16 protein-coding genes are annotated in these 16698 nt (G+C 63.7%); 9 read left to right on the plus strand and 7 right to left on the minus strand.

The features are described from left to right. The first annotated feature begins 104 nt into the window (after positions 1-104). Complete coding sequence (locus tag FJ430_RS23480) at positions 105-863, plus strand: NIPSNAP family protein (protein ID WP_319022989.1); 759 nt, start codon at positions 105-107, stop codon at positions 861-863. Here FJ430_RS23480 and FJ430_RS23485 read toward each other — a convergent pair whose 3' ends face one another. Beyond that, positions 864-1700 carry an alpha/beta fold hydrolase gene (locus FJ430_RS23485; RefSeq protein ID WP_140711047.1) on the minus strand — a complete coding sequence of 279 codons (837 nt, stop codon included), beginning with the start codon at positions 1698-1700 and terminating at the stop codon, positions 864-866. Beyond that, the gene (choX, locus tag FJ430_RS23490) at positions 1697-2635 is read right to left on the minus strand and encodes a choline ABC transporter substrate-binding protein (RefSeq protein WP_140711046.1); all 939 of its coding nucleotides are present in this window, start codon (positions 2633-2635) and stop codon (positions 1697-1699) included. The genes FJ430_RS23485 and choX overlap by 4 nt, the downstream gene beginning before the upstream one ends. Positions 2636-2716: 81 nt before the next feature. Between choX and betI the strand changes: the two genes are divergently transcribed. After that, entirely contained in the window at positions 2717-3367 is a 651-nt protein-coding gene (gene betI, locus FJ430_RS23495) for a choline-responsive transcriptional repressor BetI (RefSeq protein WP_140711045.1), read from the plus strand. 73 nt (positions 3368-3440) lie between these two features. Here the strand turns inward: betI and FJ430_RS23500 are convergent, their stop codons facing one another. Continuing rightward, positions 3441-4412, minus strand: coding sequence for a LysR family transcriptional regulator (locus tag FJ430_RS23500; RefSeq protein ID WP_140711044.1), 972 nt, complete (start codon positions 4410-4412; stop codon positions 3441-3443). Between the two features lie 105 nt (positions 4413-4517). Between FJ430_RS23500 and FJ430_RS23505 the strand changes: the two genes are divergently transcribed. From FJ430_RS23505 to FJ430_RS23525, 5 genes are all read left to right on the plus strand, one after another. Next, a complete protein-coding gene (locus tag FJ430_RS23505) occupies positions 4518-5000 on the plus strand; it encodes a cupin domain-containing protein (protein ID WP_140641018.1) in 483 nt (160 codons plus the stop codon). Further along, positions 4952-6175 (plus strand): ISAs1 family transposase, encoded by a 1224-nt coding sequence (locus tag FJ430_RS23510; RefSeq protein WP_226891859.1) that lies wholly within the window; start codon positions 4952-4954, stop codon positions 6173-6175. The genes FJ430_RS23505 and FJ430_RS23510 overlap by 49 nt, the downstream gene beginning before the upstream one ends. Before the next feature lie 298 nt (positions 6176-6473). Then, positions 6474-7871 (plus strand): class II fumarate hydratase, encoded by a 1398-nt coding sequence (fumC, locus tag FJ430_RS23515; protein WP_140710708.1) that lies wholly within the window; start codon positions 6474-6476, stop codon positions 7869-7871. A 409-nt stretch (positions 7872-8280) separates the two neighbouring features. After that, on the plus strand, positions 8281-8703 hold the full coding sequence (locus FJ430_RS23520) for a DoxX family protein (RefSeq protein ID WP_140710710.1): 423 nt from the start codon (positions 8281-8283) through the stop codon (positions 8701-8703). A gap of 172 nt (positions 8704-8875) precedes the next feature. Continuing rightward, positions 8876-9298, plus strand: coding sequence for a DoxX family protein (locus FJ430_RS23525; RefSeq protein ID WP_140710712.1), 423 nt, complete (start codon positions 8876-8878; stop codon positions 9296-9298). Between the two features lie 4 nt (positions 9299-9302). Here the strand turns inward: FJ430_RS23525 and ppx are convergent, their stop codons facing one another. Together ppx and FJ430_RS23535 are read right to left on the minus strand one after the other, a co-directional pair. Beyond that, positions 9303-10838, minus strand: coding sequence for an exopolyphosphatase (gene ppx, locus FJ430_RS23530; protein WP_140656882.1), 1536 nt, complete (start codon positions 10836-10838; stop codon positions 9303-9305). Continuing rightward, a complete protein-coding gene (locus FJ430_RS23535) occupies positions 10835-13030 on the minus strand; it encodes an RNA degradosome polyphosphate kinase (protein ID WP_140641008.1) in 2196 nt (731 codons plus the stop codon). Before FJ430_RS23535 ends, ppx begins: the two co-directional genes overlap by 4 nt. Before the next feature lie 252 nt (positions 13031-13282). Between FJ430_RS23535 and FJ430_RS23540 the strand changes: the two genes are divergently transcribed. Together FJ430_RS23540 and FJ430_RS23545 are read left to right on the plus strand one after the other, a co-directional pair. Then, positions 13283-13528: a zinc-finger domain-containing protein gene (locus tag FJ430_RS23540; RefSeq protein ID WP_140656878.1), complete on the plus strand. Its 246-nt coding sequence runs from the start codon at positions 13283-13285 to the stop codon at positions 13526-13528. Between the two features lie 29 nt (positions 13529-13557). Next, entirely contained in the window at positions 13558-14790 is a 1233-nt protein-coding gene (locus tag FJ430_RS23545) for an FAD-dependent monooxygenase (RefSeq protein WP_140710714.1), read from the plus strand. Positions 14791-14949: 159 nt separating this feature from the next. On the opposite strand, the gene FJ430_RS23550 is transcribed toward FJ430_RS23545, so the two are convergent. Together FJ430_RS23550 and FJ430_RS23555 are read right to left on the minus strand one after the other, a co-directional pair. Then, positions 14950-15615, minus strand: coding sequence for a TIGR02117 family protein (locus FJ430_RS23550; protein ID WP_140710716.1), 666 nt, complete (start codon positions 15613-15615; stop codon positions 14950-14952). Positions 15616-15889: 274 nt separating this feature from the next. Then, on the minus strand, positions 15890-16639 hold the full coding sequence (locus FJ430_RS23555) for an amino acid ABC transporter ATP-binding protein (RefSeq protein ID WP_176477089.1): 750 nt from the start codon (positions 16637-16639) through the stop codon (positions 15890-15892). Between the last annotated feature and the right edge of the window lie 59 nt (positions 16640-16698).

Genomic DNA, 16698 nt, shown 5'->3' on the forward strand with positions numbered 1-16698 from the left:
CTCCCGCAACGGGAGAAGGGAAAAATCACGATACCAGATTGACAAAACAGGACAACCGGTCTGTTTATAAAACAGGATGATCACCCTGTTTTGAGATTCTGACCGTGAACCGACCTTCCCGCCTTGCCTCACCCGTCGTCGAGCTTCGGCAATACACGCTGAAGCCAGGGCAGCGCGATACGCTGATCGCGCTGTTCGACCGGGAGTTCGTCGAAACGCAGGAAGCGACAGGCATGACCGTCATCGGCCAGTTCCGCGATCTCGACCGCCCCGACATGTTCGTCTGGCTGCGCGGTTTCGAGGATATGGAGACGAGAAAGGACGCGCTGAGCGCCTTCTATGGCGGCCCCGTCTGGGCAGCGCATCGGGATGCCGCCAATGCGACGATGATCGATTCCGACAACGTGTTGTTGCTCAAACCGGCATGGCGGGGTGCGGAGTTCGACCTCTCAGACTTACAGCGGCCGACAGCCGCCGAAGCTGAAAGTATGAACAGCGGAAGGCGTTTGCCTGGTTTTGTTGAGATTTCGATTCATCATTTGCGGCGAGGCGCCGAGGCCGGTTCTGCCGGGCGTTTCGAGGCGGAGGCGGTCCCGTTGCTCGCGGCAGATGGCCCCGGGCTGCTCGGCGCCTTCGTCAGCGACCATGCCGAAAACACCTTTCCGCGTTTGCCCGTGCGTGCCGCTGAAAACGTCTTCGTCATCGTCGCAGGGTTCGACGATGGCGATGCCCATACCGGCCGTCGGCCCGCCCTCGCCGCTTCGCCGGCATGGCGGGCGATCCATGAAGCCTTGCAAGCCGCTTCCACAAAGCCGGCAGAGACGTTGCATCTGACGCCTACGGCCCGTTCGCTGCTGAGATAGTCACGCGGCCGGCAGCATGCCCGCTATTGCCTCGGCGACAAAGGCCGGGTCTTCCCAATGCGGGTTGTGACCGCAATCCTGTGCCCACACCAGACGCGATCCGGCCAGCGCCCCGGTCAGTGTGTGCTGGTGCGCCGCGCCGAAGAGCGGATCGCGCCCGCCGGCGATGATCAGCGTCGGGACCTGCACGGCCCGCGCCGCGGCGGTCAGATCGGTGCGGCGGACTTCTTCGAGAATGGCGTGCCAGCGCGCCGCGGGAATCGCGGATGCGTCCTTCGCGAGGCCGGCGAGAAAGGCCCGCGACACACCTGGCCGGCAGGCATGCCACCAGTCATAGAAAGGATCGGACGGCGAGATCGGATCACGAAGCGCTGCCACGCCATCGATCAGTTGGTGATGCGATCCGAAATCGGGCCTCAGCGTGCTGGCCACGATCACCAGCCCACCGACCAGTTCCGGATGCCGAGCGGCCAACGCGATCGACACCATGCCACCCAGCGAATGCCCGACGACGACCGGCCGCTCGAGCCGCAGGCGCCGGATCAGCCCGGCCATGTCGTCGGCGAAACCAGCGACGCCAAAACCCTCACCCGCCTGCGAGCCGCCGTGGCCACGCAAGTCCGGCATGATCAGCCGGCGGCCGGGAAGATGCGGCGCCAGCAGCGAGAAGCTGCGGCTGGTGTCGGTGAAGCCATGCACAAGGACAAGCGGCGGCTCCGAACCGGCGATCTCGACATAGGCAAGATCGAGACCGCCGACCTCGGCGATACTCTTGCGCCCGGCCCAGGCGGCCTGCTCTACCTCTTGCTCCTCAGACTCCGATCGCGCCGGCCTCACAGTCCGAGCTTTTCCCTGACCGCGGCAAGACCGGGCTTGCCATCGAAGGTGGTGACGCCGGCAAGCCACGCATCGAGACGGTCCCTGTGCTGGGCGATCGACTTCAGCGCCCCGTCCTCCGGCTTCATGCCGTCATTTATGAGGTAGCCCATGCCGACATTTTCCATGTCGATGTCGAAGGCAAGGTTCTTCAGAAACTTTGCGACGTTGGGGCATTCCTGCAGAAAACCCTTGCGCACTTGCGTGGTCACGGTGGCTGCGCCGAAATTCGGGCCGAAGAACTTGTCGCCGCCGGTCAGATACTTGAAGTCGTACATCGTGTTCATCGGATGCGGCGCCCAACCCTGGAAGACGATGAACTGCTTCTCCTTGATCTCGTAGCCGACCTCCGAAAGCATGCCGGCCTCGCTCGATTCCACCACCTGCCAGCCGTCCAGGCCGTATTGCGGATCGGCAATGGCGTCCATCATGAGCTGATTGGATCCGGGCTCGATACCGTACATCTTCTTGCCGAACTTGTCGGCGAACTTGTGCAGGTCCGACAGGTCCTTGACGCCGGCATCCCAGACATAGGTCGGCACGGCGAAAGTGTATTTGGCGCCGACCAGGTTGACGCGCACATTCTCGATCGAACCGTCCTTCTTGTAGGGCTCGTAATAGGTGACCATCGCCGGATCCCAGTAGCCGAGGAACAGGTCGAGGTCTTTGTTCTTCATCCCCTCATAGATGACGTTGATGCCGAGCACTTCGCTCTGCGGCTCGTAGCCGAGCGCCTGGAGCAGCACCTTGGCCACGCCGGTGGTGAAGGCGAGATCGTTCCAGCCGGGCTCGGCCATGCGGACCGTTTTGCAGCTCTCGGCCTCGGCGGCCCGGGTCGCCTCGGAAGCCAGCATCAGGGCCGCGACACAGACGCCATTTGCAAGCATGCGCAACATTTCGGTTCTCCTCATATCGGCTATTGACCATTTGGTCATGTTATTGTCCCATTGGTCAATTGTTGATCTGAGCGGACGAAAATGTCAACATGGATTCGTCATGCGAGGATCGACCCGGTGAAACTCACGCGTCTCAGCGACATACGCCGCAAGGAGCTGCGGCAGGCGGCCTTCGCCGTTCTGGAGCGCGAAGGCATCGCCGGCGCGACGCTGGAAAAGGTCGCGGCCCAGGCCGGCGCGTCGAAGGGCATCGTGCTGCATTATTTCCGCAACAAGCAGGAGCTGTTCGAGCACGCCATGCGCGAGGCCAACGCCGTGCTCTGTCACGCGGTGGTCGCCAGGCTTCAGCGGGCGCGGACGCCGATGGAACGGCTGGATGCGGTGATCGAAGGCAATTTCGAGGAGCATTTGTTCCTGCCGCCGCTCTGCCATGCCTGGCTGTCACTCTGCGCCGAGGTGCCGCGCGACGAGAAATTGGCACGTATCCAGAAGGTGATCCACGCGCGCATGCGTTCGAACCTTTTATCCGGCCTGCGCGGCCTCGCTGCGCCGGAACTGGCCGAGGAGATCGTGCTTGGCGTCACCGCTTTGATCGACGGGCTATGGCTCAGGCTCGGCCTGCAGCCGGGCAGCGTCACGCGCGAACAGGCCGTGCGCCAGGTCAAGGATTTCGTCGCGGGCCGGCTGGGCCTGCGCCAGCCCGCGCCGGTCGGGTTAGCCTCAGCCGGATAAGGTTCATACCGGCGATCGCTCCCGCGCTTGACCGTCCGCGTTGCTCAGCACTGCATTCCCGCTCCAACGGCAGCTATACCCCCGGGAGAGCACTTGCGGTGCCGTCCCAGTCCTTGAAGCCGAGCGTTCCCACCTCATCGAGTATCTGCTCGCGGATCCAGCGATGCGGTGGCTCATCATCGCGGCGGGCGTGCCAGTACATTCTGACCGCCGGCGATGGTATCGGGATCGGCGCCCGATAGATGCCGATCGGCAGGGATTTTGCCGCCGCTACAGCGAACTGCGTTGGAACCGCAGCCAGATAAGGCCCGTTCGCCACGGCCAGCGCGACGGCCTGGAAGTGCGGCAAAGCAAGCATGACGCGACGCGCCCGGCCCATCCTGCCCAGCGCATCATCGGTGAAGCCCGACATCGATCCATCGATGGAGCGCAGCGCATGCGGCAGCGCGCAGAACAGGTTGAGTGGCACCTCTTCGCCCTCGGCGATGCCGGCCTGGCCGAGCGCCGCATTGTCCTTCGCCGCGACAATGGCGAAGGGCGAGCCGAACAGCGCCACGCTTGAGACCCACTCCGCGACCTCCAGCGGGCGCTCCAGCGCAAGGTCGATCCGATCGTCCTGCAACAGCTTCGAGACGTCGCCGATGGCGCTGTCCAGGAAACGGAACGATACGCCGGGCGCCACCGCCGCAATGCGCGCGGCGAAGGGCGGCATAAGCAGCATTGAGAAGAAATCCGCGCCCATGAAGGTGAATGTCCGTTCCAGCCTTGCCGGATCGAAATCGGTCGCCGGCTGAAAGGCGCGCTCGATCTCGCGCAGCGCCGCGCGCACCGGCTCCGCCAGGCTTTCGGCGCGAGGCGTCGGCACCATGTCGTTGCCGCGGCGCACGAAGAGCTGGTCGTTGAGCGCATGGCGCAGGCGGTTGAGCGCGGCGCTCACAGCCGGCTGGCTGAGGCCGATCTGCTCGCCGGCGCGCGTCACGCTCTTCTCGCACAGCAGCGCGTCGAGCACCCTCACCAGATTGAGGTCGAGCGCGTTCAAATTCATCGCATCAATCCGCCCCATATGATCATTCGATTTCCATCACCGGCTCGTCCTTGCTTAGGTCGCCGTCGAAGCCGCTTTGTCGGCACTCAACAAGGGAGAGCAATGATGACAATGATCAACACGACGATCGCAGGCAAGGAACTCCTCTGGTTCAACAACACGCTCGTTGCCATCCAGGTTTCGTCGGCCGACGGCGAGGACGGCATCTGCATCATCGAGCACCGCCAGCCCTACGGCGATTCCGCGCCGCTGCACGTGCACCGCAATGAGGACGAGGTGTTTCATATCCTCGAAGGCCGGATACGTTTTGTCGTCGACGGCCGCGAGCGGCTTGCCGGCGCCGGCGAAACGGTGCTCGCTCCGAAAGGCCTGCCGCACACTTACAAGGTCGAGTCTCTCGAAGGCGCCCATACGCTCACCGTCACGCGCGGTTCGGATTTCGAGACGATGGTGCGCAAGGCTAGCCGCCCTGCGGAGCGAGCCGAACTGCCGCCGGCGGCAGCGCCGACGCCGGAGATGATTGAGGTGTTGACGAGCCTGTGCGCCAAGAACGGCATCGATATTGTCGGGCCGCCGCTGGGGTGCTGATCTCCCCCCTTGTGGGCAGGGGAATCGCATATGGCGTTTTTGGGGTTGAGTTTAGGCTGAGAAAGGATTCTTTGGAGAGGCAGTTGAGCGAAGGAGCGACTGCCATTTCCTGTCTTGAGAGCTACTTTGGCGCGGTGCCTGATCCCCGCGCGCCCAACGCCACGCACCGGCTTGGCGACCTGATCGTGATGATGATCGCGGCAAGCCTGTGCGGTGCCAGTAATGCGACGGAATTTGCCTTGTTCGCACAGGAGCGCAAGCAAGCGCTGTCGCGGCTGATCGACTATGACGCAGCCCCCAGCCACGACACTTTCTCGCGGCTGCTGCGCCTGCTCGACCCGGAGGCCTTCGGTCGCGCTTTTGCCGCCTTTGCCGCCGCTTTCGCCCGAGCCAGCCGAGAGACGCCCGAGGTGGTATCGCTTGACGGCAAGGTTTTGCGGCGGGCCTACGAGAAGGGCTTGGCAGCCAGTCCGCCGTTGACGGTGTCGGCCTTCGCGGCCGAGACCCGGCTGTGCCTGGCGGCAGTCTCGCCGAGTGATGGTGAGAACGAAGTCGAGGCCGCGCTCAAAGTCGTCGAACTCATTGATCTTACGGGCAGATTGGTCACCGCCGACGCGCTCCACTGTCATACCCGAATGGCTGCGGCCATTACCCAAAGAGGTGGCGATTACCTGCTTGCGCTGAAGGGCAACCGGCGTCATTGGCTGCGCCATGCCAACTTGAAACTGGCCGACGCGACCCCTTCCATTGCCGAGCGGACCGAGACCAGCCACGGCCGCAACGAATGGCGGCAAGCCGAGATCGTGGCGGCGGCCGAGCCGCTGATGCCTGGCCACCTGGCCTTCATCCGCATCACCAGCCGACGCGATCAGGCCAAGCCGTTGATGCGCCTGTTCATGGCCTCCACGCTCATGTCGCCTCAGCAGGCGCTCGACCTCACTAGAGCTCATTGGCAGATCGAGAACGGCCTGCATTGGATGCTCGATGTTCATCTTGATGAGGATCTCAGCCGTGCCCGCAAGGACAATGCTCCCGCCAACACAGCCCTTCTCAATCGCCTCGCTAGAAACATCCTTCAGGCCGCCGATGCTGCCAAAGTCCCCATCAGTCATCGCATCAAGAAATGCGCCTGGAACGACGACTATCTCATCAATGCGATCACTCATATGCGATAGCCCTGCCCTTGTGGGGGAGATGGCCGGCAGGCCAGAGAGGGCGCTGTCCCGCCAGCCCATCGCTCCTGTTCGAAACAGCCCGAAGGATTTCCAAACGCCGTGATCCTTCGCGCCCCCCTCTGACCTGCCGGGCATCTCCCACGAGGGGGAGATTGGCCGTCACCGCCGTCTCGCCCAGAGCGGGAAGGAAGAGGCGCGCCCTTCAACCGATTTGCATCTTCCCCGCCCGCAATCTCCGCTTGATGCGGTTTGTGCAACGCGATACGCCCTTGCCCAAATCGACAGACGGAGACTTGCCGTGAGCGCTGAAAAGACCAGAACCGAAACCGATACGTTCGGCCCCATTGAGGTCGCGGCCGACCGCTATTGGGGCGCGCAGGCGCAGCGTTCGCTGGGCAATTTCAAGATCGGCTGGGAAAAGCAGCCGGCCTCGATCGTGCGCGCGCTCGGCATCGTCAAGCGTGCCGCCGCGGAAGTGAACATGGAGATGAAGCGGCTCGATCCGGCCATCGGCAAGGCGATCGTCGACGCTGCGCAGGAAGTCATCGAAGGCAAGCTCGACGATCATTTCCCGCTGGTCGTGTGGCAGACGGGTTCGGGCACGCAGTCCAACATGAACGCCAACGAGGTGATCTCCAACCGGGCGATCGAGATGCTCGGCGGCGTCATGGGTTCGAAGAAGCCGGTGCATCCGAACGACCACGTCAACATGAGCCAGTCGTCGAACGACACCTATCCGACGGCCATGCACATCGCCTGCGCCGAGCGGGTCGCGCATCACCTGATCCCTGCGCTGCATCATCTGCACAAGGCGCTCGACGCCAAGGCTCGCGCCTTCAATCACATCATCAAGATCGGCCGCACGCACACGCAGGACGCCACGCCGCTGACCCTTGGCCAGGAATTCTCCGGCTATGCGGCGCAGGTCGCCTCCTCGATCAAGCGCATCGAGCTGACACTGCCCGGTTTGCAGGAGCTGGCGCAGGGCGGCACCGCCGTCGGCACGGGCCTCAACGCACCGGTCGGCTTCGCGGAAAAGGTGGCGGACCGTATCGCCGCCATCACCGGCATCGCCTTCGTCACTGCCCCGAACAAGTTCGAGGCGCTGGCGGCGCATGATTCCATGGTGTTCTCGCATGGTGCCATCAACGCGGCGGCCGCGGCGCTGTTCAAGATCGCCAACGACATCCGCCTGCTCGGCTCCGGCCCGCGGTCGGGTCTCGGCGAGCTGTCGCTGCCGGAAAACGAGCCGGGCTCCTCGATCATGCCGGGCAAGGTCAACCCGACCCAGTGCGAGGCGCTGACGCAGGTCTGCGTGCAGGTGTTCGGCAACAATGCAGCACTTGCCTTCGCCGGCAGCCAGGGCCATTTCGAGCTCAACGTCTACAACCCGCTGATGGCTTACAATTTCCTGCAGTCGGTGCAGCTGCTGGCCGATGCTTCCGTCTCCTTCACCGACAATTGCGTGGTCGGCATCGAGGCGCGCGAGGACAACATCAAGGCCGCGCTCGAGCGCTCTCTGATGCTGGTGACGGCGCTGGCGCCGACCATCGGCTACGACAACGCCGCCAAGATTGCCAAGACCGCGCACAAGAACGGCACGACCTTGCGCGAGGAGGCCTTGGCCACCCGGCTGGTCAGCGAAGCCGATTACGATCGGCTGGTGCGGCCAGAGGACATGACGCATCCGGGGTAAGCACAGCTCCCCCATTCGACAGTTGCAGGCTGCCGCAGCCGATTTTGTCATTCAGGGCGAAGCAGAAGCAAAGCTCCGTCGCGGAGACGCTGGAATCCCTGCCGTTACCTCGGGCATGGGCACAGCGGAGCAGAATCTCCACCGCGGCGGCCGCTTTGAAGTCATGGAATGGATCCTCGGGTCTGCGCCGCGTCGCTTCGCTCCTTGCTTCGCCGTGGATGACGAAGCGATAGGGATTTTGCGGCAGCACAGTTTACTGCCTCATACCAATCCGCCGACATGATTTTCGCGCCCTCCCGGCAGATATCGAAACATCTTTCTGTGAACAATGTGTCGTCGCATAGGCGGCTTTGGTGAACAGTCCACATCGTCTATCTGACTGGGTATTCAACCCATTCGGAGAACCGCCATGTCCATCAACTCTTCCGTCGCCGGTACCGGCGCCCAGTCCAACAGTTCCACGACGATCCTGCTCGGCCGCATCCTGCTCGCGGCCATCTTCCTGCTTTCCGGCTTCGGCAAGCTCACCGCCATTTCCGGCACCGCCGGCTATTTCGGCGCGATGGGTCTGCCGGTGCCGACCGTGACGGCCGTTGTTGTCGGCCTGATCGAATTGCTTGGCGGGCTCGCTGTCCTGCTCGGTTTTCAGACCCGGATCGCCGCTTGGGTGCTTGCGATCTTCACCATTGCGACCGCTCTTGTCGCCCACACCGGTTGGGCCGATCAGAACCAGATGATCCATTTCATGAAGAACCTCGCCATCACCGGCGGTTTCCTGCTGCTCGCCTCGTCCGGCGCCGGCGCTTATTCGATCGACGCAAAGCGCGCCTGAGGCACTGTTGTTTGACGCAATTCCAGACGGAAAACCGCTTCGCACTTTTCCTGGAATTGCTCCCCTCCCAAGCCTTAAACGCGAGCGGCGCGGAATTTTCCGCGCCGCTTTTTCGTTGCAGGCGTAGACTGCAGCGGCAGCCGGCCTCATACGCCGGCAAGGGAGGTCGGCCATGTTTCGCAACGCGTTGCTTCTGGTCTCACGGCTTCTGTTGGCCGCGCTCTTCGTGCCGTCGGGCTTCCAGGCGCTCACCAATATCGGCGGCACGATCAGCTATTTCACGGGCCTCGGCCTGCCGCTGCCGACCTTGGCCGCTTGGGGCACAGGCCTGTTCGAGCTGATTGCCGGGCTTTTGATCCTTGTCGGTTTCCAGACGCGGATCGTGGCGCTTTTGCTTGCCGCCTTCTGTGTGGTTGCAGGTTTCATCGGCCATTACGGCCAAGGTGGTGAAGATGCGACCCTCGCCTTCCTGCACCAGCAGATGCTGATGAAGGACATCGCCATTGCCGGCGGCTTCCTGGCGCTCGCCATGGCCGGCGCCGGCGCATGGTCGGCGGACGGGCGTGGGTTCGGGATCGGCGCCGACGTCACCTGATCCGTTACTTCACCGAAACGCTCGGCCCGCCCTCGACCGCCAGCATGAGGCGGCGGTTGGTGATACGTGCCAGTTGCGCCAGCCGGCCGGCTGGGCGCTCACCATAGAGGTCGGAAAGCGAGGCCGGCAACACCAGGGCCAGCGCGCCGTTGCCGCGGCTTTCCCATTTCAGCCGCGGCATTACGCCGGGCATCGCCGCGGTGAGCAGATAGACCACGCGCATCATCGCCGCCAGGACGCGGGCGCGCTCGAGCAGCCTGGGCGGCGCCAGGGCCTTGATCTCCGGCGCGATGCCGTCGTTGAAAATGCCGTCATGGCGGTAGGCGTTGGCCAGGGCCAGATAGGCGCGGCCGGGATGGTCGACGCCGATGAAGGAAGCGTGCGCGATGATGTTGAGCGACTGCCTGCCGCGATATTCGGGATGCGCGCGCCAGCCGATGTCGGCGAGCAGGCAGGCGGCATGGCGGTAGCGCGCCTCGTCTTCCGTCTCGTCGATGCCGAAGGCCTTGAACGCCTTGCCGGTCCATTCGACCAGGTCATGCGCATGGTGCACGGAGCGCGAGCGTAAGAGCGCCAGTTCCTCCGCGGCCGAGATCAGCGGATCGGATTTCTGCTCCTCGGCGTCGAGCAGCGAATAAAGGAACCCCTCGCGCACGCCTTGCGCCGAAACGACGATCTTCGAGGGCTGCATCGCCGTCATGATCTCCTGCAACACGACTGCGCCGTAGGGTAGCAGCGAGCGGCGGTTCTTGGAGACGCCCTCGATGCCCCTCACCTTCTCGACCTCGCCCTTGGCCACCTGCTTCAGGAAAGCCTGCGCACTGTCGGCCGAAATCTCGTAGTTGTGCATGACGCCAAGCGGGTAGTTGGTCATCTCCATGTGCAGCCTGGCGAGGTTTCGCCAGGTGCCGCCGACGGCGTAGAAGACCCTGCCCTGCCCGCCCTTGAGCAGCTTTGCCCGCGCCAGTTCCTGGCGCGCGATCTTCTGCGCCTGGACGAGCGAGTTCTTCGCCATATCCTGCAGGCGCAGGCCGCCGAGCGGCAGCGTGATGCCCTCGCCGATCGTTTCGCGATTGATGTCGATCAGTTCGAGGCTCCCGCCGCCAAGGTCGCCGGCGATGCCGTTGGCCGGATGGAAGCCGGAAATGACGCCGAGCGCCGAATAATAGGCTTCCTGACGACCGGTGAGCACGCGGATCTCGGTTTTCAGAACGTCCTCGGCGCGATGGATGAAATCGGGGCCGTTGCCTGCCTCGCGCGCCGCCGCGGTGGCCAGCACATACATATGCTCGGCGCCGGCTTGATCCGAAAGCGCGCGAAAACGGCGGAATTCCTCCATCGACCGCGTCACCGCCTCGGGGTCGAGCTTGCCCGTCGAAACGATGCCGCGCCCGAGGCCGGCCAGCATCTTTTCGTTGAACAGAAGCGTGGGCGAGCGTGCCAGCCCCTCATAGACGACGAGGCGGATCGAGTTCGATCCGATGTCGATGATCGACAGCGGCCGCCGGTCCTGAAGCCGGCCCTGGGAAACTGCAATCACGCGGCGCCGTTCTTCTTGCGGCGCTTGAACTGGGCGATGCGCTTGGGCGCATGCGATTTCAGCGCGTCGCCCCGTCCGGAGAGGCTCGGATTGGTCATGAAATATTCCTGCGCGTTGAACGGTTCTTCGCCTTCCTCCAGCACAACGCGCCGGGAGGTGCCGTCAGCCAATACGTCGAAACTTTGCTGGTTGTCCATGATGTTGCCCAGCATGATCTGACCAAGCACCTGTTCATGCACAGTTGGATTGGTGATGGGCACCAGGGTCTCGACGCGGCGGTCGAGATTGCGCGGCATCATGTCGGCCGACGAGATGTAGACGACCGCCTCGTCCGACGGCAGGCCATGGCCGTTGCCGAAGCAGAAGATGCGGCTGTGCTCAAGGAAGCGGCCGACGATTGATTTCACCCTGATATTCTCGGAAAGACCCGGCACCTGCGGCCGCAGACAACAGATGCCGCGCACGACGAGGTCGACCTCGACGCCGGCGCGGCTGGCGTCGTAAAGCGCGTCGATGATGGTCGGATCGACCAGCGCATTCATCTTCATCCAAATGCGCGCCGGTCGGCCTTCGCGGGCATGGACGATCTCGTCCGAGATGTGTTTCAGGATGCGGTTGCGCAGCGTGAAGGGCGATACGGCAAGGCGCATCTCCTCGGCGGGCTCGGCATAGCCGGTGATGAAATTGAAGAGCTGCGCGACATCGCGCGCGATCGTCGGGTCGGTGGTGAAGAAGGACAGGTCGGTGTAGATGCGGGCGGTAACCGGGTGGTAGTTGCCGGTGCCGAGATGCACGTAGTTGCGCAGCCGGCCATCCTCGCGGCGCACGATCAAAGACATCTTGGCGTGGGTCTTCAGCTCCAGGAAGCCGAACACGACCTGCACGCCGGCGCGTTCGAGGTCGCGCGCCCAGCGGATGTTGGCTTCCTCGTCAAAGCGCGCCTTGAGCTCGACAAGCGCCGTGACCGACTTGCCGGCCTCGGCGGCGTCGATCAGAGCGCGCACGATCGGGCTGTCGTTGGAGGTGCGGTAGAGCGTCTGCTTGATCGCCACCACTTCCGGGTCGGCGGCGGCCTGGCGCAGGAACTGCACCACCACGTCGAAGGACTCGTATGGGTGATGGACGACGATGTCCTTCTCGCGGATGGCGGCGAAGCAGTCGCCGCCATGCTCGCGGATGCGCTCGGGAAAGCGCGGATTGTAGGGCGTGAATTTGAGGTCGTCGCGCGGAATGGCGACGATCTCGGAGATCTGGTTGAGCGCCAGCGGACCGGTGAGCACGCTGATGCGGCTCGACGAGACGCCGAGCTCGCCGGCGACGAAGTCCCGCAACGCGGCCGGCATCAGCGTGTCGAACTCGATGCGGATCACCGAGCCGCGGCGGCGTCGCTTCAGAGCCGTTTCGAACAGGCGCACCAGGTCTTCCGACTCTTCCTCGACCTCGATGTCGCTGTCGCGGATGATGCGGAACGTGCCGGAGCCCTTGACCTCGTAGCCGGGGAAAAGCTTGCCGATATAGATACCGACCACTTCCTCCAGCGGAATGAAGCGGACATGGTTCTTGCGGTCGGGCAGGCGGATGAAACGCTTGAGCGCCACCGGCAAGCGCAGCAGCGCGCTCATCTCCTCGCCATTCTTGCGATGGCGCAACTGCAGGGCGATGGAAAAACCGAGATTGGGAATGAACGGAAACGGATGCGCCGGGTCGATCGACAGCGGCGTCAGCACCGGGAAAACCTGTTCCTGGAAATGCTCCTCCAGCCAGGCCTTCTCGTCCTTGGTCAGCGCATCGCGGGTGATGCTTTCGATGCCTTCCTTGTTGAGCAGGACCATCAGCGCCGAGAGGCTCTTCTGCTGGTCCTCCTGCAGACGCTCGACCTCGCGCAGCAATTGCTCGAGCTGCTGCTCGGGCGTGCGGCCGTCCGGGCTTTTCAGCGCGATGCCCTCGCGCACCTGGCCGGCAAGGCCGGCGACGCGGACCATGAAGAATTCGTCGAGATTGGCGGCCGAGATCGACAGGAAGCGGACGCGTTCGAGCAGCGGATGATGCTCGTTCAGCGATTCCTCCAGCACGCGGCGGTTGAATTGCAGCCAGGAAAATTCGCGGTTGACGAAACGGTCGGGATTGCCGCCGTCCGGGCTTGCCGCCTCGACGGTGATGAACTCGCTCTGCACAGGCTTCAGTTCGTTCATGGTTTCCCGCTCTTGCCCGCAGCCGTCCCTAGGAGGCGCCGCATATTGCCGTTCAACGACGCTCTAACATGTCTTTGTGACGCATGATCGTCACGGAATCGCTCCGACACCGGCCCCATGCGCTTAACCGGCTCAACTTATCCTCTGCCAGCCTTTTGCGACAGTTTGATTTCATCGATCTTGCAAACGGACCTGTTATGCTCCAGATGCAGACTGGTCACACCCACTGGCCGAACCCAATTGGAGACGACGATGGCAGGCGGCAGCATTCCCCATTTCCAGAACGACGCGGGCCACCCGGTCATCGAGATCGGCGTCAAGGAATTCATGTGCACCGGCGCCAATCCGCCTTTCGACCATCCGCATGTGTTCCTCGACATGGGCGACGACAATGAGAAGGTCTGCCCCTACTGTTCGACGCTCTACCGCTATTCAGCGTCGCTGAAGGCGACGGAAACGCAGCCGGCCGGCTGCCTCTATGTCGACCAGGCCGCCTGACCCTGCAGATCACGAACGACTGCTAGATCATGGCTGAAACACGGTCCCGGCAAATCGTCATCGCCGGGGCTGGCATCGCCGGGCTGACGGCGGCGCTTGCCTTTGCCGAGCGCGGCTTCCCGGTAAAATTGTTCGAGCAGGCAAAGCAACTCGAAGCGGCCGGCGCCGGCCTCCAGCTTTCCCCCAACGCGACCCGCATCCTGCGCCGGCTCGGCGTGCTCGACCGCCTGCTGCCCAACGCGATCCGGCCGCAAGCGGTGGTGCTGAAGGACGCGGGAAGCCTGCGCGAGCTGGCGCGTGTGCCGCTCGGGGAAGCCGGAGAAAAACGCTGGGGCGCGCCCTACCTGGTGGCGCACCGCGCCGACCTGCAGGCAGCGCTGATGGCCACGGCGGCGGACCGGCCAGATATAGAGCTTGTCACCGGGGCGCGCGTGACCGGCATCGCCCTCGACCCGCAAAGCGTGACCGCGACGGTCGAGATCGACGGCAAAGCGACGAGTGTCACGGGCGGCCTGCTGATCGGAGCGGACGGTGTTTGGTCTTCGCTTCGCGCGGGGCTTGCCAAGACGGCCGGCTTTGCGGCGAGTCGCTTTTCGGGCGAGCTCGCCTGGCGCGCGACGGTCCCTGCGGAAAGTGCCGCCGGCCAGGCCTTTGCGCAAATCGGCGCCGCAAACTGCGTCACCACCTTCCTGCATCCCGGCTTCCACATGGTCGCCTATCCGGTGAGCAAGGGCCGCGCCTTCAACCTTGCGGCCTTCACCAAGGGCGAGCGCATCGCCGAAAGCTGGTCCGGCCATGCGGACCCTGCGATCCTCTCAGGCGCCATCCGAGGCACGGCGGCGGCACTGTCGAGGCTGGTAGCACTCGCCGGCCCCTGGACGGCGTTCCCCATCCACACGGTCGAGCAGCGCCGCTGGGCAACGCCGGACGGCATCGCGCTGATCGGTGACGCTGCGCATGCCATGACGCCGTTCGCGGCCCAAGGCGCGGCGATGGGAATCGAGGACGCCTCGATGCTCGCCAATCTGGTCGCCGATTTTCCGGGCGATCCAAGGCAGAGCCTGACGGTTTGGGAGAATCTCAGACGGCCGCGCGTCGAAAAAGTGCTGAAACGCGGCGCGCTCAATCGCTTGGCCTGGCATGCCAGGGGACCGGTGGCGATCGTCCGCAACCTGGTGCTGGCGACGCGGCCGGCGGAGAAGCTCGCCGCGGACTTGGACTGGCTCTATGGCTGGGAGGAGCGGAAGGTGGTCAGGCGGTAGAGCGGCAGACGACCGGATAGGCTGGCGCGAAGGAACGAGGCGCTCGCCAATTGCTACTAAAGCGCGTCGCGCTGAAGCGGATTCAGGCGACGCGCTTTAGCCTTTGTTTTCATGCATGTCGTTATCGCAAAACCGCTGCACACTTTTGCGCGACATGCATTAATCATACAACCGCAACGACCACCACAGCGTCACCGGCAGCGGGTTCCACCATCCCGTGCGCAGGCCGGCGGTGCGCAGCGCAGCCGCCGTCCAGGTGTTGCAGCCGACCAGGGCGTTGAAATGGCCGTTGGCTTCGTAGAAGCGGTCGAAGGTTGAATACCCAGCATTCTCGATCGCCATCGGGCCACCCGGCCCCTGCCGAAAACTCGCCGCGATATGGTCGAGCAGCGCCGCAAAATGCGCTTCGTCGATGTCGAAGCCGGCGACGGCGGGATGCTGCTCCTTGATCGCGCCGGCGACATCGACATGCATCACCGAAGCGTCGATAGTGAGCGCTTTCAACACCGGCGCGGCCTTCAGCTGCGACCATGTCGGGGTTTCCAGATAGAAGGCGCGGCCGCCCCAGCCGAAGACGATGTAGCGCGCCCCTGGCGCCTCGATCGGCAGACCGGCGTCGGCGAGAAAGGCAAAGCGCCGGCGCACGCCATCATCGAGGGGCACGGCGATGTCGGTGTGGATCGGGTTCCTCAGCACCAATATGTGCCGCGTCCCCTCGCCTCGGGCGGCGGCTGGCCAGAGCGGGCGCGGCACCAGCGTGCAGAGCGCGGCGGCAAGCACCACCGCTGCGACGAGCATTGCCAGATATCGCAGGAATTTTCGCATCAGGCGCGGTAAGTCGGCCACATTTGTCGCAGCTCTCGAGATTGGCCGAACCCGTTCGTGAGTTCGTCATCCTCGGGCTTGACCCGAGGATCCATGCCGTGACCTCTGCCGTAGGGCGCGACGGTGCAGAATTCTGAACCGCAGCAACACCTCGATGTCACAGCATAGATTCTAGGGTCTGCGCCGCGTCGCTTCGCTCCTTGCTTCGCCCTAGAATGACGAAGCCGAGGGGTGGTTCGAGCAACCTCCGAGCAACCTGTTACCGGGCTCCGCCTCAGTGCAGGATCTGCGACAGGAAGAGCTTCGTGCGCTCATGGCGCGGATGGTCGAAGAACTCGGCCGGCGTGTTCTGCTCGACGATCTGGCCCTGATCCATGAAGATCACGCGATTGGCAACCTTGCGGGCAAAGCCCATCTCGTGGGTCACGCACAGCATGGTCATGCCCTCTTCCGCCAGCCCCACCATCGTCTCCAGCACTTCCTTGATCATCTCCGGATCGAGCGCCGAGGTCGGCTCGTCGAAGAGCATGATGCGCGGGTTCATGCACAGCGAGCGCGCGATCGCCACGCGCTGCTGCTGACCGCCCGAGAGCTGGCCCGGATATTTGTTGGCCTGCTCCGGGATCTTGACGCGCTTGAGGAAATGCATGGCGATCTCCTCGGCCTGCTTCTTTGGCATCTTGCGCACCCAGATCGGCGCCAGCGTGCAGTTCTCGAGGATGGTGAGATGCGGGAACAGGTTGAAATGCTGGAACACCATGCCGACCTCGCGGCGCACTTCGTCGATCTTCTTCAGATCGTTGGTGAGTTCCTTGCCGTCGACAATGATCTTGCCCTTCTGGTGCTCCTCCAGCCGATTTATGCAGCGGATCATGGTCGACTTGCCGGAACCGGACGGACCGCAGATGACGATGCGCTCGCCGCGCATCACCTTGAGGTTGATATCCTTCAGCACATGGAACTCGCCATACCATTTGTGCATGCCGACGATGTCGATGGCGACATCGGTAGTTGAGATGTGCATCTTGGCGGCGTTGACCTTGATTTCTTCCGCGCTGACGGCGTTCTCGGTGGCCATAACCT

The sequence above is a fragment of the Mesorhizobium sp. B2-8-5 genome, from assembly GCF_006440675.2.
Taxonomy (GTDB): Bacteria; Pseudomonadota; Alphaproteobacteria; order Rhizobiales; family Rhizobiaceae; genus Mesorhizobium.

Coding starts and splice junctions, on each gene's coding strand:
- choX (WP_140711046.1), bottom strand. CDS start 2,635: ATGTTGCGCATGCTTGCAAATGGCGTCTGTGTCGCGGCCCTGATGCTG.
- betI (WP_140711045.1), top strand. CDS start 2,717: ATGTCAACATGGATTCGTCATGCGAGGATCGACCCGGTGAAACTCACG.
- FJ430_RS23500 (WP_140711044.1), bottom strand. CDS start 4,412: ATGAATTTGAACGCGCTCGACCTCAATCTGGTGAGGGTGCTCGACGCG.
- FJ430_RS23505 (WP_140641018.1), top strand. CDS start 4,518: ATGACAATGATCAACACGACGATCGCAGGCAAGGAACTCCTCTGGTTC.
- FJ430_RS23520 (WP_140710710.1), top strand. CDS start 8,281: ATGTCCATCAACTCTTCCGTCGCCGGTACCGGCGCCCAGTCCAACAGT.
- FJ430_RS23525 (WP_140710712.1), top strand. CDS start 8,876: ATGTTTCGCAACGCGTTGCTTCTGGTCTCACGGCTTCTGTTGGCCGCG.
- FJ430_RS23535 (WP_140641008.1), bottom strand. CDS start 13,030: ATGAACGAACTGAAGCCTGTGCAGAGCGAGTTCATCACCGTCGAGGCG.
- FJ430_RS23540 (WP_140656878.1), top strand. CDS start 13,283: ATGGCAGGCGGCAGCATTCCCCATTTCCAGAACGACGCGGGCCACCCG.
- FJ430_RS23545 (WP_140710714.1), top strand. CDS start 13,558: ATGGCTGAAACACGGTCCCGGCAAATCGTCATCGCCGGGGCTGGCATC.
- FJ430_RS23550 (WP_140710716.1), bottom strand. CDS start 15,615: ATGCGAAAATTCCTGCGATATCTGGCAATGCTCGTCGCAGCGGTGGTG.
- FJ430_RS23555 (WP_176477089.1), bottom strand. CDS start 16,639: ATGCACATCTCAACTACCGATGTCGCCATCGACATCGTCGGCATGCAC.